The following is a 22,961-nucleotide window of genomic DNA, read 5'->3' as shown; positions in this document are numbered from 1 at the left end:
CTAAAGCACTATCTGTATATAGGTTGTGATGAAGTCTACAAGCAGAAGGACAAGTAAGATTGTAACAACTGAATTCGTTGTTGCCTGCCCCACACCTTTAGCTCCACCCTTAGCCGTTAAACCAAAGCGGCAAGCGAACAATGCGATAATGCCACCGAAAATAATAGCCTTTTGAAGCCCACTCCAAATATCACTAGGGCTGACGATATTCACCATCTTTTCGAAAAAGGCCCCTTGATCGATATTGAAAACAAAAATCCCAATCACCACTGATGCCATCTGCCCTACGAGGTTGAAGATGGAAACCAGCAGGGGCAACATGATGACACTCGCTATCAGCCGAGGTGCCACAAGATAATTGATTGGGTCCACAGCCATCGACTCCATGGCGTCGATCTGCTCATTGACCTTCATTGATGCGATTTCTGCTGTCATGGACGCCCCCGCACGACCCGCTAGCAAGAAGCCAGTGATCAAGGGGCTTAACTCCCGCGACAGAGCTTTGCCGTTGGCTGCACCTAACATGCCTTCTGCACCAAAAATGACAAAGATCGTTCCCACCTGAAGACTCACCGCAGCGCCGATGAAAAACCCGCATATCAGAACAATTGTGAGAGATTGATTACCTATGAACTCCATCTGTTGGAGCACAAGGCGAAATCGAAACGGCGGGCGAACCACTTGCACCACAGATTCTTTAATAAAAATAGTAACTTCGCCAATAGATGCAAGGCCTGAGAGAATTTTTTGGCCAAATGATGAGATACCCTGTTCGACAATATTTTGCTCTGCTTGTGTCTGACTCAAGAAAGCTCCTTTCACGCCAGGCCAAATTCATTCGCCATCATACACCGCATCACGGGGACTGCCTAGGTCTTTAGGAACGCTCAGGCTTTTCAGACAAGCGCTTCCCGTGGATTCTAGATCTTTGCAGCACCCGCGACAGCATGAGAAAAACTTAAGAGAGATTCAAGAGAGTGAATAAACTGTTTATGCTCTTCAACTTTAATCATGGGGGTCCGATCACCGAAGGTTCGTTCCATATGGCTCTTTAGCTTCGCAAGCAGATCCTTGCCGTGATCCCTTTTCTTTAGCAGTAAGTTTACCCCAGGGGTATTTCCAGCCTTTGGATCGTGTTCAAAGTGAGCCAGGCTTTGTTCCAGATCACTTGCTAAGCAGCGATTGACGAATAAGCCACCCAACGGAAATTGGTTGCGACCTAGCTCATCGAGCAGACATTCTGCAGAGCGCACAGCAGCGTTGTTTGGTGCAGCAACTAAGATAAAACTTGTATCGCTGCTTTTCAATAGCTCGGAAACTTGATTGCCTGCAACGGCAAAGCCTTTGATGACATCTTCCATAAGAACTAGAAATTCCGATAGCAACTGCAGCATCTTCACCCCAGTGACATTCGAAATTCCAGACATCAAGCGACCACTCGCTTTCAAGAGCTTGCCCGCCCCCAATTTTTGTGCCATGTAGAAAGGCTTGATGAGCCAAGTCATGACACCCCCATCGGTAAAGCCTGAAAGGGCATCCGGCCGCTGTAAAAAATCCAACGCATGGGTGTCCGGTGGAGTATCCAGCACAATCAAATCAAAGCTCTTATCCTCAGACATACTTTGTAACTTGGCAAGAGCCATATACTCCAAGGGTCCGCCCAAGTTTGCAGATACTTCTTTATAGATACTGTTTGCGTAGATCTTATCTTTAACTTTTTGTGATGGTGCCCACTTTTCAACCATCTCATCGAAGACAGCCTTTTGATCCAGCATAGCGCCATAGACGCTGCCCGTGACCCCGCTATCAGCAGCAAACTCCACCTTGCTTAAGCTACTGCCAAGTTTAATTCCCATAGCATCGGCAAGGCGTTTAGCAGGATCGATACTCAAAAGCCCGACCTTCTTACCAAGCATCGCTCCTAAAACGGCCAGGGCAACCGAGGTTGTCGTCTTGCCGACGCCTCCAGACCCCAAGGTGACAATGACTCGATTATTTTTTACCAGATCCAGCACTGGCCCTGAAATGTCACTTATATTCAAAACGAAACCCCTTCAGCTTGATCGAACCAAGACCTTGCAAATTGCCCAGAGAGTGGCTCATCAACAGCGCCCAAATCAGGAAGCAAAAGAAGCTGTGGCTCTTTTTGCAGCCCCTGGTAGATATTATGCAACCCCTGCTTCAGACGTTGCAGGCTCGAAGATTCAGATTCTAAGCGGGCTTTCATATACCGAACAGCAAGCTCCATAGAGCTAGCAGATTTTAGCGCTTGCTCTTCCGACTCATCAAGCAGCAAGCAACGATTGACGATCACATGGCTGTGGGGCACAGGAATCTCAGTCTTAAAGCGCTCTGAAAAGTCTATCGCTTCGCTAACGATCAAATTTTCGGGCATCGTCACTAATACAACTGAAACGTAACGTTCATCGAAAATGAAGTCTTTGACCATTTTCGTTTCTTTGATCACCGGCCCTACCATTCCTGAATCTAAAACTGCATCTGGAGTCTTGAGTAAACTCATGAAGTGCCCCGATGCAAAGCCATCAAGGACAACCATGTCAAAGTTATGTTTGTCATCCAGTTGACTAAAGTAGTAGAGTCGCCCCAGAAGCGTCAGCTCCGAGATGCCAGGCAGCATGTTAATGAAGCTCTTCACAAGGGGCTTGGTAAAAACTTTTTCAAAAAGCTTAGCAAAGCCAAGGTGCAGAACTACAAAGTCACGGAAATTGTCTTGTGGATTCAGATTTATGGCAAACAAGTTCGGACTAAGCTCTTGCAGTTTATGCCCGACTCGCTCTTGACCAAATAAAGGCGCAAGCTGCTCTTGGGCATTGGACTCGACCAGACAAACTTTTTTGCCTTGAGACGCGGCGTACTGAGCGATAGACGCAGCCGTGAGCGATTTGCCTATTCCTCCCTTACCGGTAACAAGAACTAACTTCTTTTCAAGCAGACTATTCAGCAGGGTCAACTCAACCTCCGCAATCAGAGTCGCGGCTAAACCGCTCCCAAAACAAAACTACACCCAATGCTACTCACGAGCTGGCCTACTTTGTCAAGCTCTCTAGGATGTTAACCCAGGCATTTCTCGCAATAATTTAAGGCGATAGAGGACGAATGTCACTACAACCACGACTCATTGGCTGGAAAGGGGCGTCACGGAGCTTGATTCAGCTGAACAGGCTTCCGGGACGACGAGCCGAGACGACGACGTTAGGGAGTGAAATTAGCTTTTAGCCTCGTCGTCTTTGTCTTCTTTATTGTCCTCAGATAGCTTCGGAGTATCTTCTTTGATTCCCTTTTTGAAGTTCTTAATACTTTCGCCTACAGCACCACCAAGTTTGGGCAACTTGGAAGCTCCGAACAGAAGTACAATCACACCTGCAATAATCAGCATTTCTGTCGCGCCAGGTAAACCCATTTAAATACTCCTTAATCAAGAAACAAAACTATGTTCAATGCTTCAGAGGCTGTCTGAAAAGTCCAACCCCTGCGATATGTCTCGATAAAAAGCCTAAGTTTGATAAATGATCTTAGGTTTTTTCATCTTCATTAAGCCTTGATAGTAGGCTTTTCAGACAGCCTCTTAGTACATTTTAGTTTCATTCGGCCAGCGGGTATAGACCCCTACTCAGCCTTGTCTAATTGCTCTAAATTTGTTTGTCCACTGTGCCTTGTGGCAGCAACAAAGTATCGCGGAACGTGCCCTGCGACAAGTACCTGTTTTAAATATAGTAAAAAGGTTTGTCTCTTTTTTTCTAAAGAACTGCCAAAAAAGTTTACCTTTTCCAAAGCCTGCATCTGGATTTCGTCAAGCTTGCTCGAATCATGAGTCAAAATGTAGATGGCTCCCATTTCAAGGGTAGTTTCGACCCTCCAAAATCGAAGACTCCTACCATTCATCATATTGAGGACCACGCGGTCCTGAGGCACGACTTCATTGACACGCCCTAACACTAGAGGCCTCGACGGCCCAAAATGACCGCTAATAATGTCGTGGGTGTCGCGGTTCATAATACTGAAGGCAATGGAAATGGCTTCCAGCCGCCGCACCCGATCGGTTGAATAGAGTACTTTGGCTATCTCTTCATGGAGGTCTTCCCACGAAACGACCTTTTTGTCTTTAGCAACAAATAAGCTCCGCATCGCCAGCAAGTGATACCAAACCCTCTGGCTGATATCTTCTCGGATCTCTTCGATGCCATTCAAACGGCAGTAGACGAGGAGATACTCCTTTGTCGACAAGGCTAAACCCAAGTACCAGGTCGACTCCCGGCTGCCCCTTAAGCTGCCCTCTGGCCACATGTCGAGCCATGGACAATTTTCTATGTAGCTATGGCCAGATCGGTAATAGTAGTTAGGGTTAAACTCTGATTTTCCCATGATGGTATCGTAGCGTAGCCAAAGCCCAAGGTAGGCCCCAAAATAGTCAAGATCTTGACGGCTCTGGGTCGAGTCCCCTCGATCCAATTCCGTTTTTTCGAGCAAGACGATACCCAAGTTTTGATTGGCATATTTAACAGGTACCAGAGTGTTCAAGCTAGGAGACTTGCCATCGCGACTCTTAGCCTTGTCTTCTTGGTTGCTGCCGCCCGCAATATCAACGGTACCTTCCAAGACCATCGTATCTTCCATATCTTCCGACGGAGCTTCTACATTGCCAAGGCTGATCGACGATCCCCCATCCCGTCCCTGAAACACGGTACTTGCAGACAACTCATGATCATCTCGATTCCAAGGAGCATCGCCTTCAGGAATAAAAAGCGTCGACCTTACCGCCATGTAGGAGCCCGCATAATCAGTAATCAGCCGATTGACGCGAGTGCTACGCTTATCGCTTGAGAACGGTGAGGGATTCTCCTGCTGCAAGTGAGGTTCTAAGATCAAATGAACAAACTTAAATGAATAATTCCTGCGTAAGGCTCGTAGAGACTTATTAAGGGCATCCACCGACGGCAAATCTTTGGATAGAGCACCATGGGTCAACGCGATGGCTTCCTTGCCAAGCCGCGACAGCTGATTTTGAACACGGTCATCTTCACTATTGGAAACTCTTTCAGACCCTGGCACAGGGAATTTATACTCTTCTAGAACCGATGCTGCCATATTCTCAAGCATGGATAGACCTAAGTTTCGAGCATTCATATGCATCTTATAGATATACTCTTTTCGGCTCATCTGCTGGTCTTTAAGCAAGTGCCGCCCGAACCAGTACTGAGTGATGAGCTCAACGAGCACATCCTGAGATACCCGCGATGCTTTAAGGGCGCGATCGTATTTTACTTTTGTTGCCTTGCCCACGAGCAGCTCTTCTAGCCGCGCTTGCACCAAGCAGGGTGCTGGTCGGCTTTGGAACTCCCGCTGCGATGCCCGTCGATCAATGTAGCGAAATTCGTCCTTCAGCTCCCTCATATCCCAATCAAAGTTTTGATACTCATGGGTGAAAATGCTCGGAAAAAACAATAAGAAAATCATGGTAAAGTCTTCTTCATAAGGAAACATAAACCCATGAGTGAAACTGGTATAGGTCTTGAGCGACTTCAGATATGAGGTGTAAGCTTTTTCGATCTCACCCATTGAGAAGAAAATGATCGTTTCCGCCATAAATAGGAATAAGCCCTGACGGCGCGCACCGACCTCTTCCCGGCGTTTTAGGTAACCTTTATGCAAGACAATCTGTTCCCGGGCATCCTTCAAAAGCAAACTGAATAAATAGATACACACCCCTCGGGGGCTCAACCAGTGCCTCGTCCTAAGGTGGAGGGGCAGCTGCTTCACCAGATGGGCAACCTCTTCATGGCGGCCCTTGGTCATGTGCTGGTACATTCTAAAAAGAATGCCTTGTACTATCAGTTGCTGACTGTTCTCGTAGCTGACATGGCGCATAGCTTCGGTGATATTAGCTTCGTAGTCTTCAAACTTGCCTTGAAAATGGTCGAGTGTCAAAGTTCTCATAGAGAGGAGATAACCATACGTTCTCTCCAGACCTTCCTTCTTTGAAAGGGCGATCGCTTCATCCACCACATAGTAGGCAGCTTTCTTGAAGCCAAAGTAGCCTAGAATAATACCTAAATCGCCGAATGTCCGCAGGACTGCGTCCGGACTCGCCTTGCCGCGAAGACATAGTCGAAGGGCCCGCCAGTGATAGGCCAAGGCCAACTTTCGATTTTGGGTTAGGGCGATCGCCTGACCAAGATGATAAAGCTTTACAGGATGAAACCCTTCTTTGGCGAGGTCGCGGCGCTTGTTTAGCGACTTCGCTAAGATATTCAACTTTCGAAGAATCGAGCTTTTTTCTCCGAAAACTGCAACTATAAGTGCTTGCAAATAGAGGCGTATGATCTGGCTCCAGTGAGGCCTTGCGAGGGGCATTTTGAGTCGCTTTAAAACGAAGTCGAGTTGCGTTAGAGACTCTGAAACGACCCCATTCAGCATCCCGAAATAGATCATCTTATAGGTTACAGCGGAGAATTCGCTCCGTGTTGGATTGAAGTGGAGTAGTTCGCCATAGAATTTTATCGCTTGGGAGTACTGCTTCTCAGTCCCAAGGACGTCACCCAACTTATTGAGTACATGTTTTTTCATATTGGCTGTCTTATTGCTGTCCAGAAGATGGAACAACTTGTAGGCATTTCGGAAATAACGCTCAGCTGAAACTAAGGCGCGGATCTCATAAGCCTTCTCGCCGGCCATCACATTGTACTTGAAAGCCAGCATGACAATATCTTGCTGAGCTTCCGCTTTCGCTCCCGGATTTTCACCTAGAGCCTGATTAAAGTGGTGAGCAAGGGTAAACACCGTTTGCGTTAAGGGTTCAGGTAGCAAGCTTTGCAGTTTCAGGGCGATCTGCTTATGTAGCTCCTGCCGACGCTCTAGTGGAATCGCGTCTTTAATGGACTCGCGGATGCGATGGTGGGAGAAAGCAAATGATTTGCCAAGGTGTTTCAGATCGTCAATATCATTGCTTCGAACAATAAGGTAGTCGGACATCGCTCTCTGCAAAGCTCTCATCACCGTAATGGCTTGCAGGGAGGCATCCGTCATAAGCATTTCAAAGTGGAATGATGTTCCCACGACCGACGCGACTTCTAGAACCGACTGATCAACGGAGTCGTACTCTAGGACACGATTCAAAGTCAGATCGATAGAATCGAGAAGAACCTTGGTATTTTTGATAGCCTTGGTGTCATAGCTCCATACCCCTGAGGTTTCGTCAAGACTAATAAAATCTTTCGCTACCAATGAGCGAACCAGCTCAACGAGATAGAGTGGATTACCTTTGGTTTTTCCCGTCAGATACCCGACAAGGTCGGACTCCAATTGCTGCTCAGTGTTGAGCATGATTCGTGTCAGCTCCCCTACGGCTTCAGGCTCCAAAGCTCCCACATGCACCTCGCTGTAGCGACGGCGTAGCTTTTCAAACTTTTGAACAAAGCGGTGAAAATGCTCCTGGTCGTGGGAAGCGCCTTCACTATAGCTGACAATTAAATAAAATCGTTGTGAGTTATTGTGACTAAAGAAACGATCCACAAGCTCAATGCTTTTTTGATCTGCCCAATGCATATCATCGAATATAAATACGATGGGTTGATTGTCAGAAGTGAGACAGCGAGTGAAATCTGAAAACGCTTTGGCAAAAGCAGGGAAGTCGAAGTCTCGATCTAGCTCATCGTGGGCGCCCAACTCCACGTCCTCAATGTGGTCGTAGATATAGGGCTTCAATCCAGGTACAACCTTAGCAACCAAATCCGCGGTATTGCCCAACAACGCCTTAACCTTGCTTCTGATCTCTTCGGCTTCCAGCTGCTGACTCTTCAAAACCTTAATCAAATATTCGTTCAAACCATTGGCAAGGGCATTGAATGGTAGGTTATTTTCATGGCGAGAGAACGATGTAGACACATAGCGAATCTTATGTTTTGCGAGGTAAGAGCGCATCTCATTGAGCAGGCGACTCTTACCACTACCGGCTTCGCCATGGACAACCGACAAGCGGCTGCGCCCACGGCCTTTAGAAATCGCGGTATAGTTATCCACTAGCAGTTGGAACTCTTTCTCTCGACCAATCAAATCAAGGCTACCAGTCATGATTCTTAGACCATCATATCGCGCTAGGGCGGTGGAAACATCGAAGAATGCAAGGCCTTGGTGGAAACAGCGCCGGGCTTTCTGTAAGTCAACGTGGAGACCGAAGGCCGTTTGGTAGCGGTCGTTGGGATGTTTGGCAAGAAGCTTGAGGACGATATCGTTGATGTAGTCAGGAACCTCAGGACGGAGCGTCGAGATTGGCTCTGGCTTCGTATATGCATGTTCGCGGGCCAGTTTATCCTTCGAACCCGCAGCAAACGGCGGTCGACCAGCAAGGATCTCATACACGACACAGCCCAAGGCGTACAGATCAGAACGGTGGTCCACAGGGGCATCCAGATATTCTGAAGTCTCAGGAGCCATGTACATTGGGGTGCCTGCAATATCGCGGGCCCCTTCAAACTGGTTGATTTCAGCGAGCTTTGCAACACCAAAATCCAGTACTTTGACCATCAGATCACTGTTTTGATCGTCTTCCTTTAACGAGCCTCCGACGATGATATTCTGGGGCTTTATATCCCGGTGAATGATGTTTTTGCTATGGGTGTACTCCAGTGCAGAGCTAACCTGCAAACCCACTTGGAAAAAGAACTCTAGGTCCTGCCTTCCTTGTTGCAAAGTTTTCTTTAGGTCCTGCCCTTGAGCGATTTCCATAACGATGTAGTAGCCCCCAGATAGGGCTTTGGACGCGCCGGGTTCGATAAGACCCAACTCATGGAAGGAAATAATATTGGGATGGTGGAGCCGGCTCATCAAAGCGGCTTCCTTTTGAAATCGGAGTAAGTCTTCGTAGTTTAGCTTGCGATCCCGAACGATAACTTTGATTGCCACATTTTGCGAAGGATCATCAAAGGGAATAGCAGAGTACACCCGCCCCATACCACCGGCACCAATTTCATTGGTGATACAGTAGCGGTCGGCTATGATAGCTCCAATAAGCTTGCTATTCCTTGCCACTAAGACCCCTGAAATACGCGACTAATCTGCATATTTTACCATGCGACCAAAATTCGATTGTGTGTAATTTTATCGTCCTGATGTATTGATCGGTGGGATTGGTAGCAACTTGAGCTTCACCGAGCTAATATCTCTTTACTTAAATGGTGTTGCTGATAAAACAGATGCGGAGCGTCTGCTCTGGAATGAGAATTGTATGCAAGGATATCATATGTCAAATACTACCAGTACTTCCGAAGGCACCTACGAACCCAACCTCGTTCGCCATACCAAGATCATTGGCACCCTAGGTCCCTCATCATCTGACTATGAAACTCAAAAGAAGCTGGTAGAAGCTGGGCTCAATATTGCCCGGCTAAATTTTTCCCACGGTGATCACGCTACACATTTGAAGAATATCCATTCTATCCGCCAGATCGCCCAAGAAACAGGCAAGCCAGTTGCGATTCTCCAAGACCTTCAAGGCCCCAAGATCCGTGTTGGCAAGCTCATGGGCGATCAGATGCAGATTGTCAAAGGAGAGACTTACTCCCTGCGCTATGGTGTCGAACAAAAAGAAGCGAAGGTGATACCCATTGACTACCGGGGCTTGACTCATGACGTCTCTAAAGGTCAACGGGTCATGATGGATGATGGTCTTCTGATCTTAGAAGTGACTGATGTTAAACATGATACAGTGCATGTCACAGTCCAAGAAGGCGGTACGCTCAAGAACCGAAAAGGGGTTAACTTTCCTGATTCCAAACTCTCGCTTCCGGCTATGACAGATAAGGACAGCAAAGACCTCTTGTTTGGCATTGCAAATAATGTTGACTATGTAGCTCTCTCCTTCGTTCAAGACCCGGCTGACATCCGCCAGATCAAGTCCATGATCCGAGCCCTCGGTTCGGATGTTCCCGTAGTTGCGAAAATCGAAAAGCTGCCAGCGATCGATACCATCGATGAAATAGCCCAGGAAGCTGATGGGCTGATGGTGGCTCGCGGCGATCTTGGTGTAGAAGCCAATGTCGAGCGTGTTCCGAACCTGCAAAGGACCATCATTCGAGCTGCTACAAAGCACGGCAAGCCGGTAATCATAGCCACTCAAATGTTAGAGTCCATGATCAAAAACCCCCGCGCCAGCCTTGCAGAAGTTGCTGATGTGGCCAACGGTGTTCTCGACGGTGCTGACTGCCTTATGTTATCTGGAGAAGTCGCCAGTGGCCGTTACCCTGTTCAGGCAGTAAAGCGGATGTCTGACATCATTAAAGAGGTCGAGGCTTGGACTTTCAAGAGGCCATCACGATTTAGCCTTCAAGAAAGACCATCACGCAAGGATTGGGAAGTTAATGAATCCATCGCTCTTTCAGCTTGCGAAGCTGCTGATGCTCTAAATGCCAAAGCCATCGTATGTCTGACACTTACAGGCTCTATCGCACGCTCTATTTCCAAGTGGCGACCGAAAACACCGATCATTGCAATCAGCCCTCGAAAGGACGTTTCACAGCGTTTAGAGATGGTTTGGGGGATTCAAGGGATTCCCAATCCGTCGTTCTACAACACCGACTCTCTTCTGCAAGAGCTGCCTCGGGTATTAAAAGAACTTAATGTTGCTGAGTCTGGCGACGTGGTTGTGATCACGGCTGGTATCCCCATTAACAAGATGAAGCCGACCAATATGATCAAAATCAACCGCATTCCGTAGCATCATACCCCGAACCTGGTTGCGCCCTTGCTCCTTGCTTCGATAGAGCATCATATCCGCAGCCTTGATCGGGGTCTCAGTGTCCCCCTTGTAGCCTGAAGGGATCCAGGCGAAACCGATACTCGCCGTCATGTTAACGACACAGCCATCATAGACAAAGGGCGCCTCTTCTACTTTCTCCCGGATGTTTTCTGCCAGTTCCATGGTCGCTTGGGGATTGTCGGAAGGCATCACAATAATGTATTCATCGCCACCATATCGAGCGGGAATCACTCCTGGATAATGACTGCAACTCTCTGCAATCATTTTCCCAACTTCTCCGATTACGTAGCTTCCCACAAGGTGGTTATTGGTATCGTTTACCATCTTGAACTTATCTAAATCGAGCATCATGATGCTAAAACCTGAGCCTTGCGACAAAGCTCGCTCGAAAATCTTGTCGTATTCTTTACCGAAAGACCTCATATTGTGAAGGCCTGTTAGTTCGTCGGTCAGAGATTGGATAAGAAGTCTATGATTGGCAGAGCGCAGCTCATCATTAGCAATCTTAAACCGAAATACTGCATGAACTCTAGCGCATACCTCTCGCGGGCTTGCCTTCCGATCGATGTATTCATCAGCTCCAGACTCTAAACACCGAACCGCCAAATTTGGATCAACTGTGCTTGCACCTTGTAGCAGCACAATACCTGTGTGCCTCGTTCCATCAAGCTCTCGAATTTCTGTGCAAAAGGATATTAATTCATCTAGTTTTGAACCGAGCTTGACGAGGATTATATCTGGATAGAAACCGTTATAAATGTTCAGAGCTTCTTCCAAATTTGCAGCAGACCTAAACTCGTAAGTTATACCCAGGGTGGAATCTGGTGTATGATGGGATGGAGAGGTAAAGTAGTTCTTTAGGCTAAAGACCTCTTCCGCCTTCTCGACGATGAGCATTCGCATCGATTTTTTATCTAGCTTTAGCAAGTCCGTACCCCGAGGCAGACATCCCTTTCTGAAGCATACACTTCAAAGGGGCCATCGGTAGACAAAGTTAAAACTTAATTGCAAAACTACAGGCTTTTTTTACAGACTGGAATGATTGATAAATTCAAAGAAACTACTGAATTCACGTGGAAATGTCGAATTTATCACAGAGAGTTCGAAATACTAACTTTCAAATTGTGACTCATGAGTAAGAAACTACAGGATCTATCGGATACCAAGATTGAGCGCATGGTTCGCAACCATAGTTGGCGCCCGGGATGGTTTGCGTTCAAAATTAGCGTTCTCCTAACCTTTGGCTTTTTGAGTGTAGCGTGTGCAGGCATTGGAATCTGGCTCTCGAATCTAGGTGTATTCGATCTTAGCGAAAAAGACCTTACCGCGATCACTGAATATAAGCCCATGGACAACTCTGTTGTCTTCGATAAAGATGATCGAAAGATAGGTGAATTTTTTAGTGCCTACTATGTTTATACCAAGCTAGAGGATATTCCAGAACCGCTCATAGAAGCCGTCTTAGCTATCGAGGATCGAAATTTTTATAAGCACCAGGGAATCGATGTCAAAGCTATGTTTCGGGCTATGGTCAGCATCATTCGCACCAAATCGATCAGCCAAGGGGCATCAACAATCACGCAACAACTGGTTCGCAACTTCTTGCTAACCCGAGAAAAGACGTTTGCCCGAAAGATCAAGGAAATTGCCCTTTCTATGCTCCTGGAGCAAAAGCTTAGCAAGGACAGAATTCTAGAAATCTATCTCAACGCACTCTTCCTAGGTCATGGTTCATATGGTGTGGGTGCCGCTGCCAAGCGATACTTTGGTCGGCCTTTGCAAGAACTTGAAGCTCATGAGCTAGCATTGATCGCAGGTCTTTTCCAATCACCCAGCGCCTACAACCCACATCGAAGCCCTAAGAAAGCCAAGGCGAGACAGCGAAAAGTCATCATAGCCATGGCTCGCTCGGGCTACCTCACCGTTCCTCAAGCGAAGGAGCTTTTAAAACGCAAGCTCAGCTACACTTCATACAACCCTATCAATACTCAGGTAGCCCCCTACTTCATCGACTATGTTCGTGAGGAAACGGCGAGGCTATTGGGTCAGAACGTAAAAAACAAAGGCCTTCGAATTCACACCACACTGGATCGAGACCTCCAAAAAAAGGCTCGGGATACAATCACGGGCAGTAAGCGATTCTTAGAAGAGTCCCGCGCGTATTTGCTTGGTGATCTTGATCAAAAACCACCTTCCATCGAAGCAGCATTACTAGTTACCGATCCCAAGACTGGCCATATATTGGCTATGGTTGGGGGTCGCGATTATAGAAAGACACAATTTAATCGAACCGTCCACGCGAAGCGCTCACCAGGATCAAGTATTAAGCCGGTAGTCTATTCTTTGGCTCTCGAAGAGGGGTTTAAGTGGTCGGACATGCTCTATGTATCGCCGATTGCTGTCAAAGACTATCGCCCCAAAAACTACTCAACCCAAAGCTTTTTAACCGAAACGACCCTACTTCGCGCCTTCTATAAATCAATCAACACCCCTACAGTAGAGATTGCTCAAAAGATCGGTCTCGATAAGATATTAGATCATGGCAAACGGATGGGTATTAAGACCCCTCTTAAGAAAGAGATCGGCACTATTCTCGGTGGCTCCGAAGTCACCATGTTAGACATGTCTCAAGTCTACGGCACCATTGCCAATCAAGGGCAAAGGGTCGAGACCATTGCCATCACTAAAATTACAGATCGCAATGGTAAGGTTCTCTATGAGTCCCCACCACCGGCAACGCGCCTTGACCGTGCCTTGAGTGTACCCGTTTCTTACCTCATGGTAGAAGGCCTCCGATCTGTCTTTAAATACGGAACGGCCTATAACTTTAGGCGTCATGCTGCCTATGCAGTTGGGAAGACAGGCACATCAGACCAATCCAAGGACAATTGGTTCTGTGGCTTTACTCCAGAGCTGGTGGCAATCGTTTGGGCTGGTGTCGAAAAACACCAAGGCTTCGAACATACGATTTCTGCAACGACTTTAGCGTTGCCAATCTGGAGTTCATTCATACAAAAGGTGATGGTGGATCGAGATGAGGAACAGTTGCCATCGTTTATCGTGCCCGAAGGAGTTATCGAGGCCAAGGTTCACCCGAAGTTCGGTTACCGCGATGAGTCGGGGATCACGATGCACTTTCTTGAGGGGCAGGAACCTGAAGCTCAAAACTCGAACCTTAAAGTTATCAGCCGCTCGGGCTCGTATCGAAGCTTATTTGATAGGTAGAATTCCATGAAGCTCTTTGGCCACTTTTCCTTTCTTCAACTAATTTTCAGGCTCTGCTTAGATGCTCGGCTGTGGAAAGTCTACATATTAGCTACATCTTTAGGCTGGCAAGCTAGCTCCCTTGGCAGCAACAGCAGCTTTGTGGATGACCCTGTGGTCGATCTAGCCATGCCCGGCACCAAAGGCCAGATTAGTCAGAACAAACTACGTCGATGCCAGCATCAATTTAGTGAATCTATCAGCTACTATCAAAAACTCTACAAATTTTTGCCAAAGGGTTGGCAACCAAAGGCAAAAACAGCTTTTCTAAAACTCAAAGATCGTCAGGCTTCAGACTGCCGCAAACGCTCGGTACAACGAGCCGTCCACGGCACCCTGAGTCATCATACTGGGAAAATAGGAGTCCTTGCCCCACTTCAAGGCAAAGACCGCGACCTTGGGGTTCATTTTGCGGAGGCCATCAAAACCTATTATAAGGACGTTAAATTATTTGAGAGGTATGGTGTGCTGGGCGACTCTCGAAGCCATGCCAAGGCTTTTCACCAGCAGCTGGCCAAACTCGTTTTTGTTGATCGGGTATCCATTCTCATTGGAGGAGTCACAAAGTACGAGGCAAAGATGCTCAATCTTTGGAGTGAAAAGCTCCAGATACCAACTTTGATTTTGCATAGCCCCGCTTTTCGACAGAAACTGAGCCCCTTTGCCTTCTATATTTCGCCTGACCAACAGCAGATGGCCATATCCTTAGCCACATATATCCATAATCGAGCCTTTCAGAAGGTGGCTATCTTTCACCCGGAGCATCGTCAGAAGGAATTTGTGTTTCACCTTCAGGATCGCCTCAATCGTGATAAGAAAAATATCGTCAAGATAGCTCATTACAACCCTAAGGACTATAGTTCCCTTGCCCTAGGAATTCGTGAACTCTTCAAAATAGATGATCCGGAGAGACATGAAGAACTTGCAGAACTTATAGAGAAGAAAAAGTTAGAAGCCGAGGAGGCAGGGATTCCTTTCAACCCCGAAGGCATCATGTTGCCCCCAGAGCAGACTGTGGACACGATTATCATAGTCGACAACTTTAAAACGGTTCGTCATTTTATCAACATCCTAAAGTACCTCAAAGTACCCAAGATACCCTTGCTGGGAACTCAACAGTGGCGAGCGCCTGAGTTATTCAATCCGCCCGAGCCCTTTCTTGCAGGTTCAATTTTTGTGGACTACATTGGTAGCTATCTTCGCCTTCCCTACCGCTTGAAAGTCACCACCCAGGAATCACCCTATTTCACCACCCCAGAGCAAACCATGGCACTCGATCTCTGGCTTATCGGTCGGCACAGTATTGACATCGCCGAACGAGTGAGAACGGCACTACCAGAAGATCGCCGCGACATAAGAAAAATCCTAGGGGAGCTTCGCACTAGGAAAAAAGATCCGTTCTTTCAATCCCAAAGAGTATTTGATCAAAAGCAAGTAAGCAATTGGCCTACATTCCTATTTTCTTTATCAGAAAGTGGTCTGTACCCCATGTTTCAGAGAGCCGCTGAGCACGCTTTACTCAGCCCAACCCCATATCGCTGAAGCCCATGTTTCGTAGATATGATGTTAATCCAGATGAGAGATAGCGATCGTCGCTAGTGAGGAATATATGAGAGCCTGAAGCGGCTGCCAGCTCGTTAGGCATCAGTGACTTAACTCTTTGTGCAATAGCCTCACCTGAATCAATCCAACGAATTTCATCAGACACAGCCTGCTCGAAATCAATTCGAAGCACTGGGAAATGGGTGCAGCCCAGAACCACCACATCAACCCGAGGCTCTCCATGATCATTCAAAAAGTCCCGGCAGATCTCTCGCAGCTTTTCGTGATCTACCGCTTGCCCTTGAATCTTAGATTCAGCCATATGCACCAATTCCTGAGAGCCGACCGCAATCACCTGACAGTCTGAGGCAAAGTCAGCAATCAGACGATCCGTGTAAGAACGACTCACAGTGCCAGTCGTCGCCAGTAAGCCAATCTGCTTTTTCTGTGAGTGCTGGCTAGCAGGCTTGATCGCGGGTACAACCCCTACAATAGGCCGCGAAAATCGTTGCCTTAAATGAGGTAAGACCGTCGTTGAAGCGGTGTTGCAGGCAATAACAAGGACATCAGGATTAAATCGTGTGATCCCCTTCCGTAGCAGATCAACAAGCCGATTCACAAGCCAAGCCTCATCTTTATCGCCGTAAGGAAAGTACCCATGGTCAGCAAAATAAGCGATGCTTGCATTGGGTATTAGAGCCATAATTTCTTTGGCTACGGTCAGTCCACCAACTCCAGAGTCAATCACCAATACCTGCCGTTTTTGATCAGACACACTTCCTCCCTTATGCCTGCTCTTACTTTCCACTTTTTTTAGGATATATCAACAGTGAGCTGCTGTGTTAGAACGAGGTTTCTAAGGAGTGGAAGAAAAAAAATGAGCCAATTAGACACCATAAGGCGCCGTATTCATGCCCTCAAGGGTTCACAAGTCACCCGCTTTGCACCGAGCCCGACAGGCTACTTGCACCTAGGCCACGTCCTGTCTGCTGCCTACGTGTGGGGGGTAGCGAGCGCAATACGTGCCAAGGTCCTCGTCCGTATCGAAGACCACGACCAAGGCCGTGCCCGTCCCGATTATATCAAGGCCATAGCAGATGACCTCTCTTGGCTTGGATTTCTCGATTTGCCTGTAACATCACCCCAAGAGATCAAGCTTCAGAGCCGCGATAGCTTTTCTTTATTTGCTGAAACAGCGGAACGCCTAAGACCATCGATTTATCGCTGTGTTTGCAGCCGACGTCAGATTCAAGATGCCCAAGGTGAGGATCGAGATGAACTGCGTTACCCTAATACTTGCCGCGATGCAGCCATCGCCTGGTCTGAGCCAGGTAGCCTGCGGCTGAAGATTCCCAACTACGGAATTAGCTTTGATGACCTATGCTTGGGCCCACAAACCCAGTGCCCCCAGGAACAGTGCGGCGATGTCATGATCCGAGATCGTCATGACTACTGGTCCTATCAATTTGCGGTTGTCGTTGACGATTGCCATGATGGAGTCAACTTGATCATCCGTGGCCAAGACCTCACCCACACCACCGCACGACAAATCATGATTGCTGACATGATCGGTAGCAACAGGCGGGTGCACTATCTCCACCACCCTTTGGTTTATGACGATAACGGTAAAAAGCTTTCCAAGCGGGATCAAGCATCTAGCATAGGCGAGTTGCGGGATCAGGGCTGGTCTCCAGAAGACGTCATTGGCCAGGCTTGCTTCGCAGCTGGTATGATTCCTAAAGTGCAGCCTGTGAGCGCTTGTGATCTAGGAGACTTTTTCTCATGACCGAATTGAAACTAATAGAATCTATCAGAAGCCAAGTGAAGCCCCATCCTAACGTGATGCTTGGAATTGGAGATGACTGCGCTGTACTGCAAAGCCACCCCCAAGCCCAGTTGGTAACCACCGATACTCTGATGGATGGTCGCCACTTTATTTGTGGGGATACTCCTCCGGCATTAATCGGACGGAAGTCCTTGGCAGTGAGCATCAGTGACATTGCTGCAATGGGCGGCGTACCTGAAGCCGCCTTTGTATCTCTGGTCATCCCTCAAAGGAAGGAAAGCCAACCGTTGGTTGAAGGCCTCATGTCCGGTATCGTGACTCTGGCTGATAAGTTTCATATTGCCATAGCTGGTGGGGACAGCAATAGCTGGTCAGGCCCACTGGTGGTTTCGATCACGCTCACGGGCCGTCCCCATCACCGCGGTCCTGTGCGGCGTTCAGGGGCAAAGCCTGGTGATTCCATTTTTGTTACCGGTCCTCTTGGTGGCAGCATTGACGACCACCACCTCAATTTTGAACCACGAACCTTTTTAGCCAAAGAATTGCTAGACCTCACCCCTATCACAAGCATGATCGATCTGTCCGATGGCTTAGCTACCGACCTTCGCCATATTTGTAGCGAAAGTGCTGTCTCAGCCCAACTAAACCCAGAGGCCATTCCCTTTCGCAGCAACATAACTCACTTGGATACTCGGCTTGAGAAAGCTTTGACCGATGGTGAAGACTTTGAGCTTTGCTTTTCCCTAAACCCCAAAGGGGTCGAGACGCTTAAGAGAGCTAAGCTAAGTCAGCCGATCTATCATGTGGGTACCATCGTCAAACAAGGGCCAAATGCCTTGCAGTGGAACGACGGCACAGCCATAATCAGCACGGGTTTTGAACATGGATTCTAAAGATATAAACTCAGGAAAAGAGCAAGCTTTCCACGATCCATTGTTTGCTAAGTTGCGACGTTTTCAGATGCGAAACTGGACTGAACAACTCTATCGGGAATATGAGAATATTTGTTTTCAGTACCGAGCTGATCTCAAAAAGCCAAGCATTGCCATCGTTGAGGGCTGTCGCTATTGGGGGCGATGGGAGCCGATAATACGCCGTTTGAGTCTGAATCGAGATCTGATTGTAAATTACCCTTGGGATACGGTGGTAGAGGTCTTAAAGCATGAGATGGCTCATCAATGGGTCCACGAGGCTCTCGACTCCCCACATTCAGGACATGGGCCAGAATTCCATCAAGCCTGTGACCGTTTTGCTGTTGCTTCCTGGGCACGGAGCGCCACAGGGGATATCCAGCAAGCGATCTCCCGAAACCCAGAAAAGCTCAGCCCTGAAGATGCAGCAGTATTAAAGCGAGTCGAAAAGCTTTTAGCTCTCGGTCGCTCGGACAACGAGCATGAGGCCTGCCTCGCGATGAAAGAGGTCCAACGCCTGAATCAGCGATACCAGTGGGAGCGATTGAAAAACAGAGCCGAAACATCCTATGACTACATCACAATCTGCCATAAGTTGAAGGTCGTTCCCCAGCATCAGACCCTCATCGCTTCGATCTTGAGTAGCTTTTTCTCGGTTGATATTGTATTCAACAGCCTCTACGACGCTAAGGATCAGATCAGCTATAAATCTCTAGAGCTTATGGGCAGCACGAAACATCTTCAAATCGCCGACTACGTATACCACTATCTTTGGCATCAGCTGCCTCTTCTGTGGCAAGCTCACAAAGCCAATGCGGGGCGAAAAAGCAATCGTAAGAGCTTCTATATCGGCTTGCTTACAGGCTTTCACGAGCAACTCGAAGAACAATCTAAGGCTGCCACTTCAAAAGATCTGAGTGAAGCTCAAGCTCTGATCACACGCAACCGTCAAGAGCTAGATCAGTTCGTTGCTGACAGACATCCTAGAGTTCATCGTCGATCCTACCAATGCCAATTGAGAGACAATGATGCGTTTCAAGACGGCAAAAAACAAGGTAGACTCATGAAATTACGACCCGGTATCCGGCAACACGAAGGTGCTTTGAAACGACTCAAACCCGGTCATACTTAAAACCCAATGGAGGTCCTTAATTGAAGGATTTTGATAAATACGAATACTACCAAAAAGCAGTGCAATCTCCAGACGCAGATTCAGAGTTCATGGCCCGTGTTTACCGCGAGCTGAGGGAGGGACGGGAGGCAAAGACCCTCGTTGAAGATTTTTGTGCTGCTTTTGCGCTCTGCTGCGAATGGGTGAAGCTCGATGATGACAAAGACGCCATTGGTATCGACCTCGATCCTGAGCCTGTAGCTTATGGCCGCGACCATTACCTTACAGAGCTGTCTGAAGAACAAAAAAATCGTATCAAGATTCTAGAAGCCAACGTGATGGAAAAGGACCTTCCAAAAGGGGACATCATAGCGGCTCTCAATTTTTCCTACTTTGGCTTTAAGGAGCGGCCACTGCTTCTAGACTACTTCAAATCTTGCTATCATCGCCTTCACGATGATGGCCTGCTCATTCTCGATTGTTTTGGTGGCCCTGCTTGTATGGAGCCGAACGAACATGAAACGGAATATGATGATTTCTCTTATTTCTGGGATCAGGATACCTACCACCCTCTAAGCAATCATGCTCAGTTTTATATCCATTTTAAACGTAAGGGTGAAAAGAAGCGTAAGAAGGTTTTTTCTTATGACTGGCGGCTGTGGAGTATAGCCGAACTAAAAGATTTGCTACAGGAAGCTGGCTTCAGCAAATCAGTGATCTACTGGGAAGGTACCGATGAAGATGGTGATGGCGACGGCAACTACACGCTCACCGAAGACGGTGAGCAGTGCGAGTCATACGTGGCTTATGTCATCGGTATAAAATCCTAGTATCAAACTCAAACCGTTAGACGCCCGGCTGCATCTGCTCCTTCTAGCCGGAGCATCCAAATTTTCATAGCCGGTCCCCCTTCGGCGGAGAAAGCTCCCAGTTTTCCAGAACTTGGGAGCACACGATGGCAGGGGATCAGCAGAGGAATCGGGTTGTTAGCCATGCAAGAACCGACAGCCCTTGCAACCCCTGACCGCCCGACTCTCTCACCAAGCTCTCCGTAGCTTACGGTTTCACCTCGCTTGAGCTGCCTCAGGGCGTGGTAAATGGACTGTTGAAACTCAGTCTTACCAGGAGTCTTGACAGGAATGCCCACAAACTCGACCTCTTCACCATCAAAATAGCGGTGCAAGAGGTCCTCTAGCTGCTTCAGGGTTTCGGGTAGAGCTTCGCGTTCTTGGTAGTTAGGCCAATGATCGAGAACCCACTGCTTCAAGCTTGATGTTTCTGCAAATGGCAGCACAAGCCCCACAACAGCTTCTTCGTCGAACGCTACTGCCATATCACCCCGGCTTGTCGCGATTATTTTGTAATTCATTTTTTATGCCTTTCCAAATGTAGCATGATGGGAAAATGATCGGATACTCCCAGACCGTCCTCATAGCGGTATCGAAACGGCGAACCAGACTTCTGGACATGGCTCGGATGCTGAATCACCTCCACTGAGCCAGGCCGAATTTGCCATTGCGACTTTTTATGCAAGAGTATCGCATCGAAGAACGACCAAGTATCTTTTGGTTTGTAGTACTTCGTTCCCAGACACGTCATACAACCAAAGAGATGTGATACTGTAAAGCTCGGGTGAGCAAGCTGGCGATAAAACCTAGAATCTTCCCCAGCATTGACATTGAAATCCCCAGCGGCGATGGCTGTTTCCACATCCGCAATGACTTGGTTGCTGATGCGTTCAAGAATCTGAAATGCCTCCTGACGGGCTAAAAAGGGGTTAAAGGGCGATGGAAAGTGAACCCCAAACGCCGCAAGTGTGGTCCCATCAGGAAGCTGAAATCGTGCCTCAAGGATGGGCCTGGTTGGTCGATTTAGATTGGCTTTCACAAACTTTACGGGGTGAGCTTTTGCCTCTCCTTTGAGCGGCAAGCGGCTGAGCATCGCAACATCGATTCCACGTAAATCTGGACCTTCAAGCAAGACAACTGACTGATAACCAGCAGCCTTGAGGTAGTCTTGATTCCAGCGCTTCAGGACAGCAAGGTTTTCTACCTCCTGCAAAATCAAGAGGTCGGGTCCCTTGCCAGATTCCACGCTGAGAACCACTTGAGCTAGTTGCCTCATTTTCTTGCGAAGTCCAGACTCATCCCAGCTTACGTTGAGGCAAAAGTTTTTAGACCAACCACGCTTTGATTCGCATCGCTTGCGATGCTCCGCAGTAGTCTTCAGAACCCTAGGAAGGTAGTCCCAGTCGTTTTTGCCTTCATCATGTTTGGTGTCAAACAGGTTCTCCACATTGAACGACATAATGGACACCGATGACGGTTGCTTTAGCGCTGGCTTAGCCTGGGTATAAGCTGTGGATAAAAAAAATAGGAGCCCATAATAAATCAGAACTTTCAAAGTTTTATATCCCTTCAACTCGTAAAAGTATGCAAACCAATGATTCCAACAAACTCACCTTCCCCCCTTAGAAGGATTAGAAATATTATCTCGTATCTTCCCCTAACCTAACCACTTACTAAATATTCCCCCGAAATGATGGAGACTTATTCTCAAGATTCAGAAAATTTCTAAAATTGATTGTAGAGCATCCGAAACCACGAGGGATGAGTTTTATTTAGGAGATTATGGATGTCTCGGTGGAAATTTATCGTGGTCCCGTTGATGCTCTGCATGGGGTGTGCTGGCACTCCAGAAACCGAAAATACCTGGCAGGATATCACTCATGCGCCAAAAGGAAGCACATTTTCAGGTGGCAATGGGCAATATGTCTACGCCCCCGGTGATGTGGTGGAGGTTTATGTCCACAGGGAACCGCGCTTCTCTGGGACATTCCTGATCCATAAAAGTGGCTATATCCAGCTACCGCGGGTTGGCCCTGTCTATGCTAAGGATCGCACCCCTTCTCTCCTTAAGGCCGCCATCCAAACCAAACTACGCCCCTACGTTCGTTATCCCAAAGTTACGGTTTCGGCCAGTCACTTATCGAGCTACCGAGTCATTTTCTCTGGACAGGTTCGAAAACCAGGAACCTATTCGTACAACAAACGAACTTCCCTGCTGGAGGGCCTTGCTAAAGCGGGGGGAGTTACAAGCAAAGGCGCTCTGGTGATCCTAATTCGCAAGACGTCTCATGGCAGCAAATCTCGCTACGTGGTGAATTACCAGGCTCTTGTGAGCGGCGAACGCGGATTGGATAACCTATTTCTGGAACGAGGCGACCTAATTTTTGTCAACTGAGCCAGACCTTGGCCCCCAAGGCCTTCAAAAAATGTAAAACATAGAAATCAGAAAAAATGAAATATAGTCTTGCCAAGGACGAGCATTTTGTTTATTCATATTGATAACGATATTCAATATCGTTATCACCTTTCTTAACTCCGCGGAAGGGATGAGCTGTTTGGCGAGCAGCAAGCTAGATAATGTCCTCCCCGACAGGGCAAGTCCCAGTGCCCTTATCTAGCAGCATCCCTTCCCAAAAAAGAAATGGGTCTAAATGTGTAGTCTTCTTCAGTAGGAAGCTCAGCCTCTAGGCTGGGCTTTTTTTTTGATTGGGCTCAACCAAAGGCAGTA

17 protein-coding genes are annotated in these 22,961 nt (G+C 47.7%); 8 read left to right on the top strand and 9 right to left on the bottom strand.

Features of this window, described 5'->3' with window-relative positions; translation table 11 throughout:
* From B9N89_RS10970 to B9N89_RS10950, 5 genes are all read right to left on the bottom strand, one after another.
* Positions 1 to 807, bottom strand: coding sequence for an MlaE family ABC transporter permease (locus tag B9N89_RS10970; protein WP_159455301.1), 807 nt, complete (start codon positions 805 to 807; stop codon positions 1 to 3).
* Positions 808 to 920: 113 nt separating this feature from the next.
* Positions 921 to 2,042 (bottom strand): ArsA family ATPase, encoded by a 1,122-nt coding sequence (locus tag B9N89_RS10965; protein ID WP_132318494.1) that lies wholly within the window; start codon positions 2,040 to 2,042, stop codon positions 921 to 923.
* Positions 2,039 to 2,971: an ArsA family ATPase gene (locus tag B9N89_RS10960; protein ID WP_159455300.1), complete on the bottom strand. Its 933-nt coding sequence runs from the start codon at positions 2,969 to 2,971 to the stop codon at positions 2,039 to 2,041. The genes B9N89_RS10965 and B9N89_RS10960 overlap by 4 nt, the downstream gene beginning before the upstream one ends.
* Positions 2,972 to 3,226: 255 nt before the next feature.
* Positions 3,227 to 3,421 (bottom strand): twin-arginine translocase TatA/TatE family subunit, encoded by a 195-nt coding sequence (locus B9N89_RS10955; RefSeq protein ID WP_132318498.1) that lies wholly within the window; start codon positions 3,419 to 3,421, stop codon positions 3,227 to 3,229.
* A 206-nt stretch (positions 3,422 to 3,627) separates the two neighbouring features.
* Positions 3,628 to 9,045: a serine/threonine-protein kinase gene (locus B9N89_RS10950; protein ID WP_132318500.1), complete on the bottom strand. Its 5,418-nt coding sequence runs from the start codon at positions 9,043 to 9,045 to the stop codon at positions 3,628 to 3,630.
* Positions 9,046 to 9,256: 211 nt separating this feature from the next.
* Here B9N89_RS10950 and pyk point away from each other — a divergent pair, with 211 nt between their 5' ends.
* Complete coding sequence (gene pyk, locus B9N89_RS10945; RefSeq protein ID WP_159455299.1) at positions 9,257 to 10,729, top strand: pyruvate kinase; 1,473 nt, start codon at positions 9,257 to 9,259, stop codon at positions 10,727 to 10,729.
* On the opposite strand, the gene B9N89_RS10940 is transcribed toward pyk, so the two are convergent.
* Positions 10,619 to 11,674 (bottom strand): GGDEF domain-containing response regulator, encoded by a 1,056-nt coding sequence (locus B9N89_RS10940; protein WP_132318504.1) that lies wholly within the window; start codon positions 11,672 to 11,674, stop codon positions 10,619 to 10,621. The two genes, pyk and B9N89_RS10940, sit on opposite strands and share 111 nt — an antisense overlap.
* Before the next feature lie 228 nt (positions 11,675 to 11,902).
* Between B9N89_RS10940 and B9N89_RS10935 the strand changes: the two genes are divergently transcribed.
* Positions 11,903 to 13,996, top strand: coding sequence for a transglycosylase domain-containing protein (locus B9N89_RS10935; RefSeq protein WP_132318506.1), 2,094 nt, complete (start codon positions 11,903 to 11,905; stop codon positions 13,994 to 13,996).
* 6 nt (positions 13,997 to 14,002) lie between these two features.
* Positions 14,003 to 15,577 carry a type 1 periplasmic-binding domain-containing protein gene (locus B9N89_RS10930; protein WP_132318508.1) on the top strand — a complete coding sequence of 525 codons (1,575 nt, stop codon included), beginning with the start codon at positions 14,003 to 14,005 and terminating at the stop codon, positions 15,575 to 15,577.
* Here B9N89_RS10930 and murI read toward each other — a convergent pair.
* Positions 15,555 to 16,352, bottom strand: a complete 798-nt coding sequence (gene murI / locus B9N89_RS10925; RefSeq protein WP_159455298.1) for a glutamate racemase — start codon at positions 16,350 to 16,352, stop codon at positions 15,555 to 15,557. The two genes, B9N89_RS10930 and murI, sit on opposite strands and share 23 nt — an antisense overlap.
* A gap of 102 nt (positions 16,353 to 16,454) precedes the next feature.
* Between murI and B9N89_RS10920 the strand changes: the two genes are divergently transcribed.
* Genes B9N89_RS10920 through B9N89_RS10905 form a run of 4 tightly spaced genes read left to right on the top strand, consistent with a single transcriptional unit; the run spans position 16,455 to position 20,215 of the window.
* Positions 16,455 to 17,363: a glutamate--tRNA ligase family protein gene (locus B9N89_RS10920; protein ID WP_132318513.1), complete on the top strand. Its 909-nt coding sequence runs from the start codon at positions 16,455 to 16,457 to the stop codon at positions 17,361 to 17,363.
* Positions 17,360 to 18,256 carry a thiamine-phosphate kinase gene (locus B9N89_RS10915; RefSeq protein ID WP_132318515.1) on the top strand — a complete coding sequence of 299 codons (897 nt, stop codon included), beginning with the start codon at positions 17,360 to 17,362 and terminating at the stop codon, positions 18,254 to 18,256. Before B9N89_RS10920 ends, B9N89_RS10915 begins: the two co-directional genes overlap by 4 nt.
* Entirely contained in the window at positions 18,246 to 19,406 is a 1,161-nt protein-coding gene (locus B9N89_RS10910) for a DUF2786 domain-containing protein (protein ID WP_132318517.1), read from the top strand. Before B9N89_RS10915 ends, B9N89_RS10910 begins: the two co-directional genes overlap by 11 nt.
* Before the next feature lie 20 nt (positions 19,407 to 19,426).
* On the top strand, positions 19,427 to 20,215 hold the full coding sequence (locus B9N89_RS10905; RefSeq protein ID WP_132318519.1) for a class I SAM-dependent methyltransferase: 789 nt from the start codon (positions 19,427 to 19,429) through the stop codon (positions 20,213 to 20,215).
* Positions 20,216 to 20,223: 8 nt separating this feature from the next.
* Here B9N89_RS10905 and B9N89_RS10900 read toward each other — a convergent pair whose 3' ends face one another.
* Entirely contained in the window at positions 20,224 to 20,754 is a 531-nt protein-coding gene (locus tag B9N89_RS10900) for a methylated-DNA--[protein]-cysteine S-methyltransferase (RefSeq protein ID WP_132318521.1), read from the bottom strand.
* Positions 20,751 to 21,788: an endonuclease/exonuclease/phosphatase family protein gene (locus B9N89_RS10895; RefSeq protein WP_132318523.1), complete on the bottom strand. Its 1,038-nt coding sequence runs from the start codon at positions 21,786 to 21,788 to the stop codon at positions 20,751 to 20,753. The genes B9N89_RS10900 and B9N89_RS10895 overlap by 4 nt, the downstream gene beginning before the upstream one ends.
* Before the next feature lie 231 nt (positions 21,789 to 22,019).
* Between B9N89_RS10895 and B9N89_RS10890 the strand changes: the two genes are divergently transcribed.
* Positions 22,020 to 22,628: a polysaccharide biosynthesis/export family protein gene (locus B9N89_RS10890; RefSeq protein ID WP_132318525.1), complete on the top strand. Its 609-nt coding sequence runs from the start codon at positions 22,020 to 22,022 to the stop codon at positions 22,626 to 22,628.
* The last annotated feature ends 333 nt before the right edge of the window (positions 22,629 to 22,961 follow it).

The organism is Pseudobacteriovorax antillogorgiicola, from assembly GCF_900177345.1.
Classification (GTDB): domain Bacteria; phylum Bdellovibrionota_B; class Oligoflexia; order Oligoflexales; family Oligoflexaceae; genus Pseudobacteriovorax; species Pseudobacteriovorax antillogorgiicola.
Note: the sequence above shows the minus strand (reverse complement) of the source record. Positions and strands in the feature narration are given on the sequence as shown.

What these genes read in the sequence shown, in the direction of transcription:
- B9N89_RS10955 (WP_132318498.1), bottom strand. Translation starts at nt 3,421, where the DNA reads ATGGGTTTACCTGGCGCGACAGAAATGCTGATTATTGCAGGTGTGATT.
- pyk (WP_159455299.1), top strand. Translation starts at nt 9,257, where the DNA reads ATGTCAAATACTACCAGTACTTCCGAAGGCACCTACGAACCCAACCTC.
- B9N89_RS10940 (WP_132318504.1), bottom strand. Translation starts at nt 11,674, where the DNA reads ATGCGAATGCTCATCGTCGAGAAGGCGGAAGAGGTCTTTAGCCTAAAG.
- B9N89_RS10935 (WP_132318506.1), top strand. Translation starts at nt 11,903, where the DNA reads ATGAGTAAGAAACTACAGGATCTATCGGATACCAAGATTGAGCGCATG.
- B9N89_RS10930 (WP_132318508.1), top strand. Translation starts at nt 14,003, where the DNA reads ATGAAGCTCTTTGGCCACTTTTCCTTTCTTCAACTAATTTTCAGGCTC.
- B9N89_RS10920 (WP_132318513.1), top strand. Translation starts at nt 16,455, where the DNA reads ATGAGCCAATTAGACACCATAAGGCGCCGTATTCATGCCCTCAAGGGT.
- B9N89_RS10915 (WP_132318515.1), top strand. Translation starts at nt 17,360, where the DNA reads ATGACCGAATTGAAACTAATAGAATCTATCAGAAGCCAAGTGAAGCCC.
- B9N89_RS10910 (WP_132318517.1), top strand. Translation starts at nt 18,246, where the DNA reads ATGGATTCTAAAGATATAAACTCAGGAAAAGAGCAAGCTTTCCACGAT.
- B9N89_RS10900 (WP_132318521.1), bottom strand. Translation starts at nt 20,754, where the DNA reads ATGAATTACAAAATAATCGCGACAAGCCGGGGTGATATGGCAGTAGCG.
- B9N89_RS10890 (WP_132318525.1), top strand. Translation starts at nt 22,020, where the DNA reads ATGTCTCGGTGGAAATTTATCGTGGTCCCGTTGATGCTCTGCATGGGG.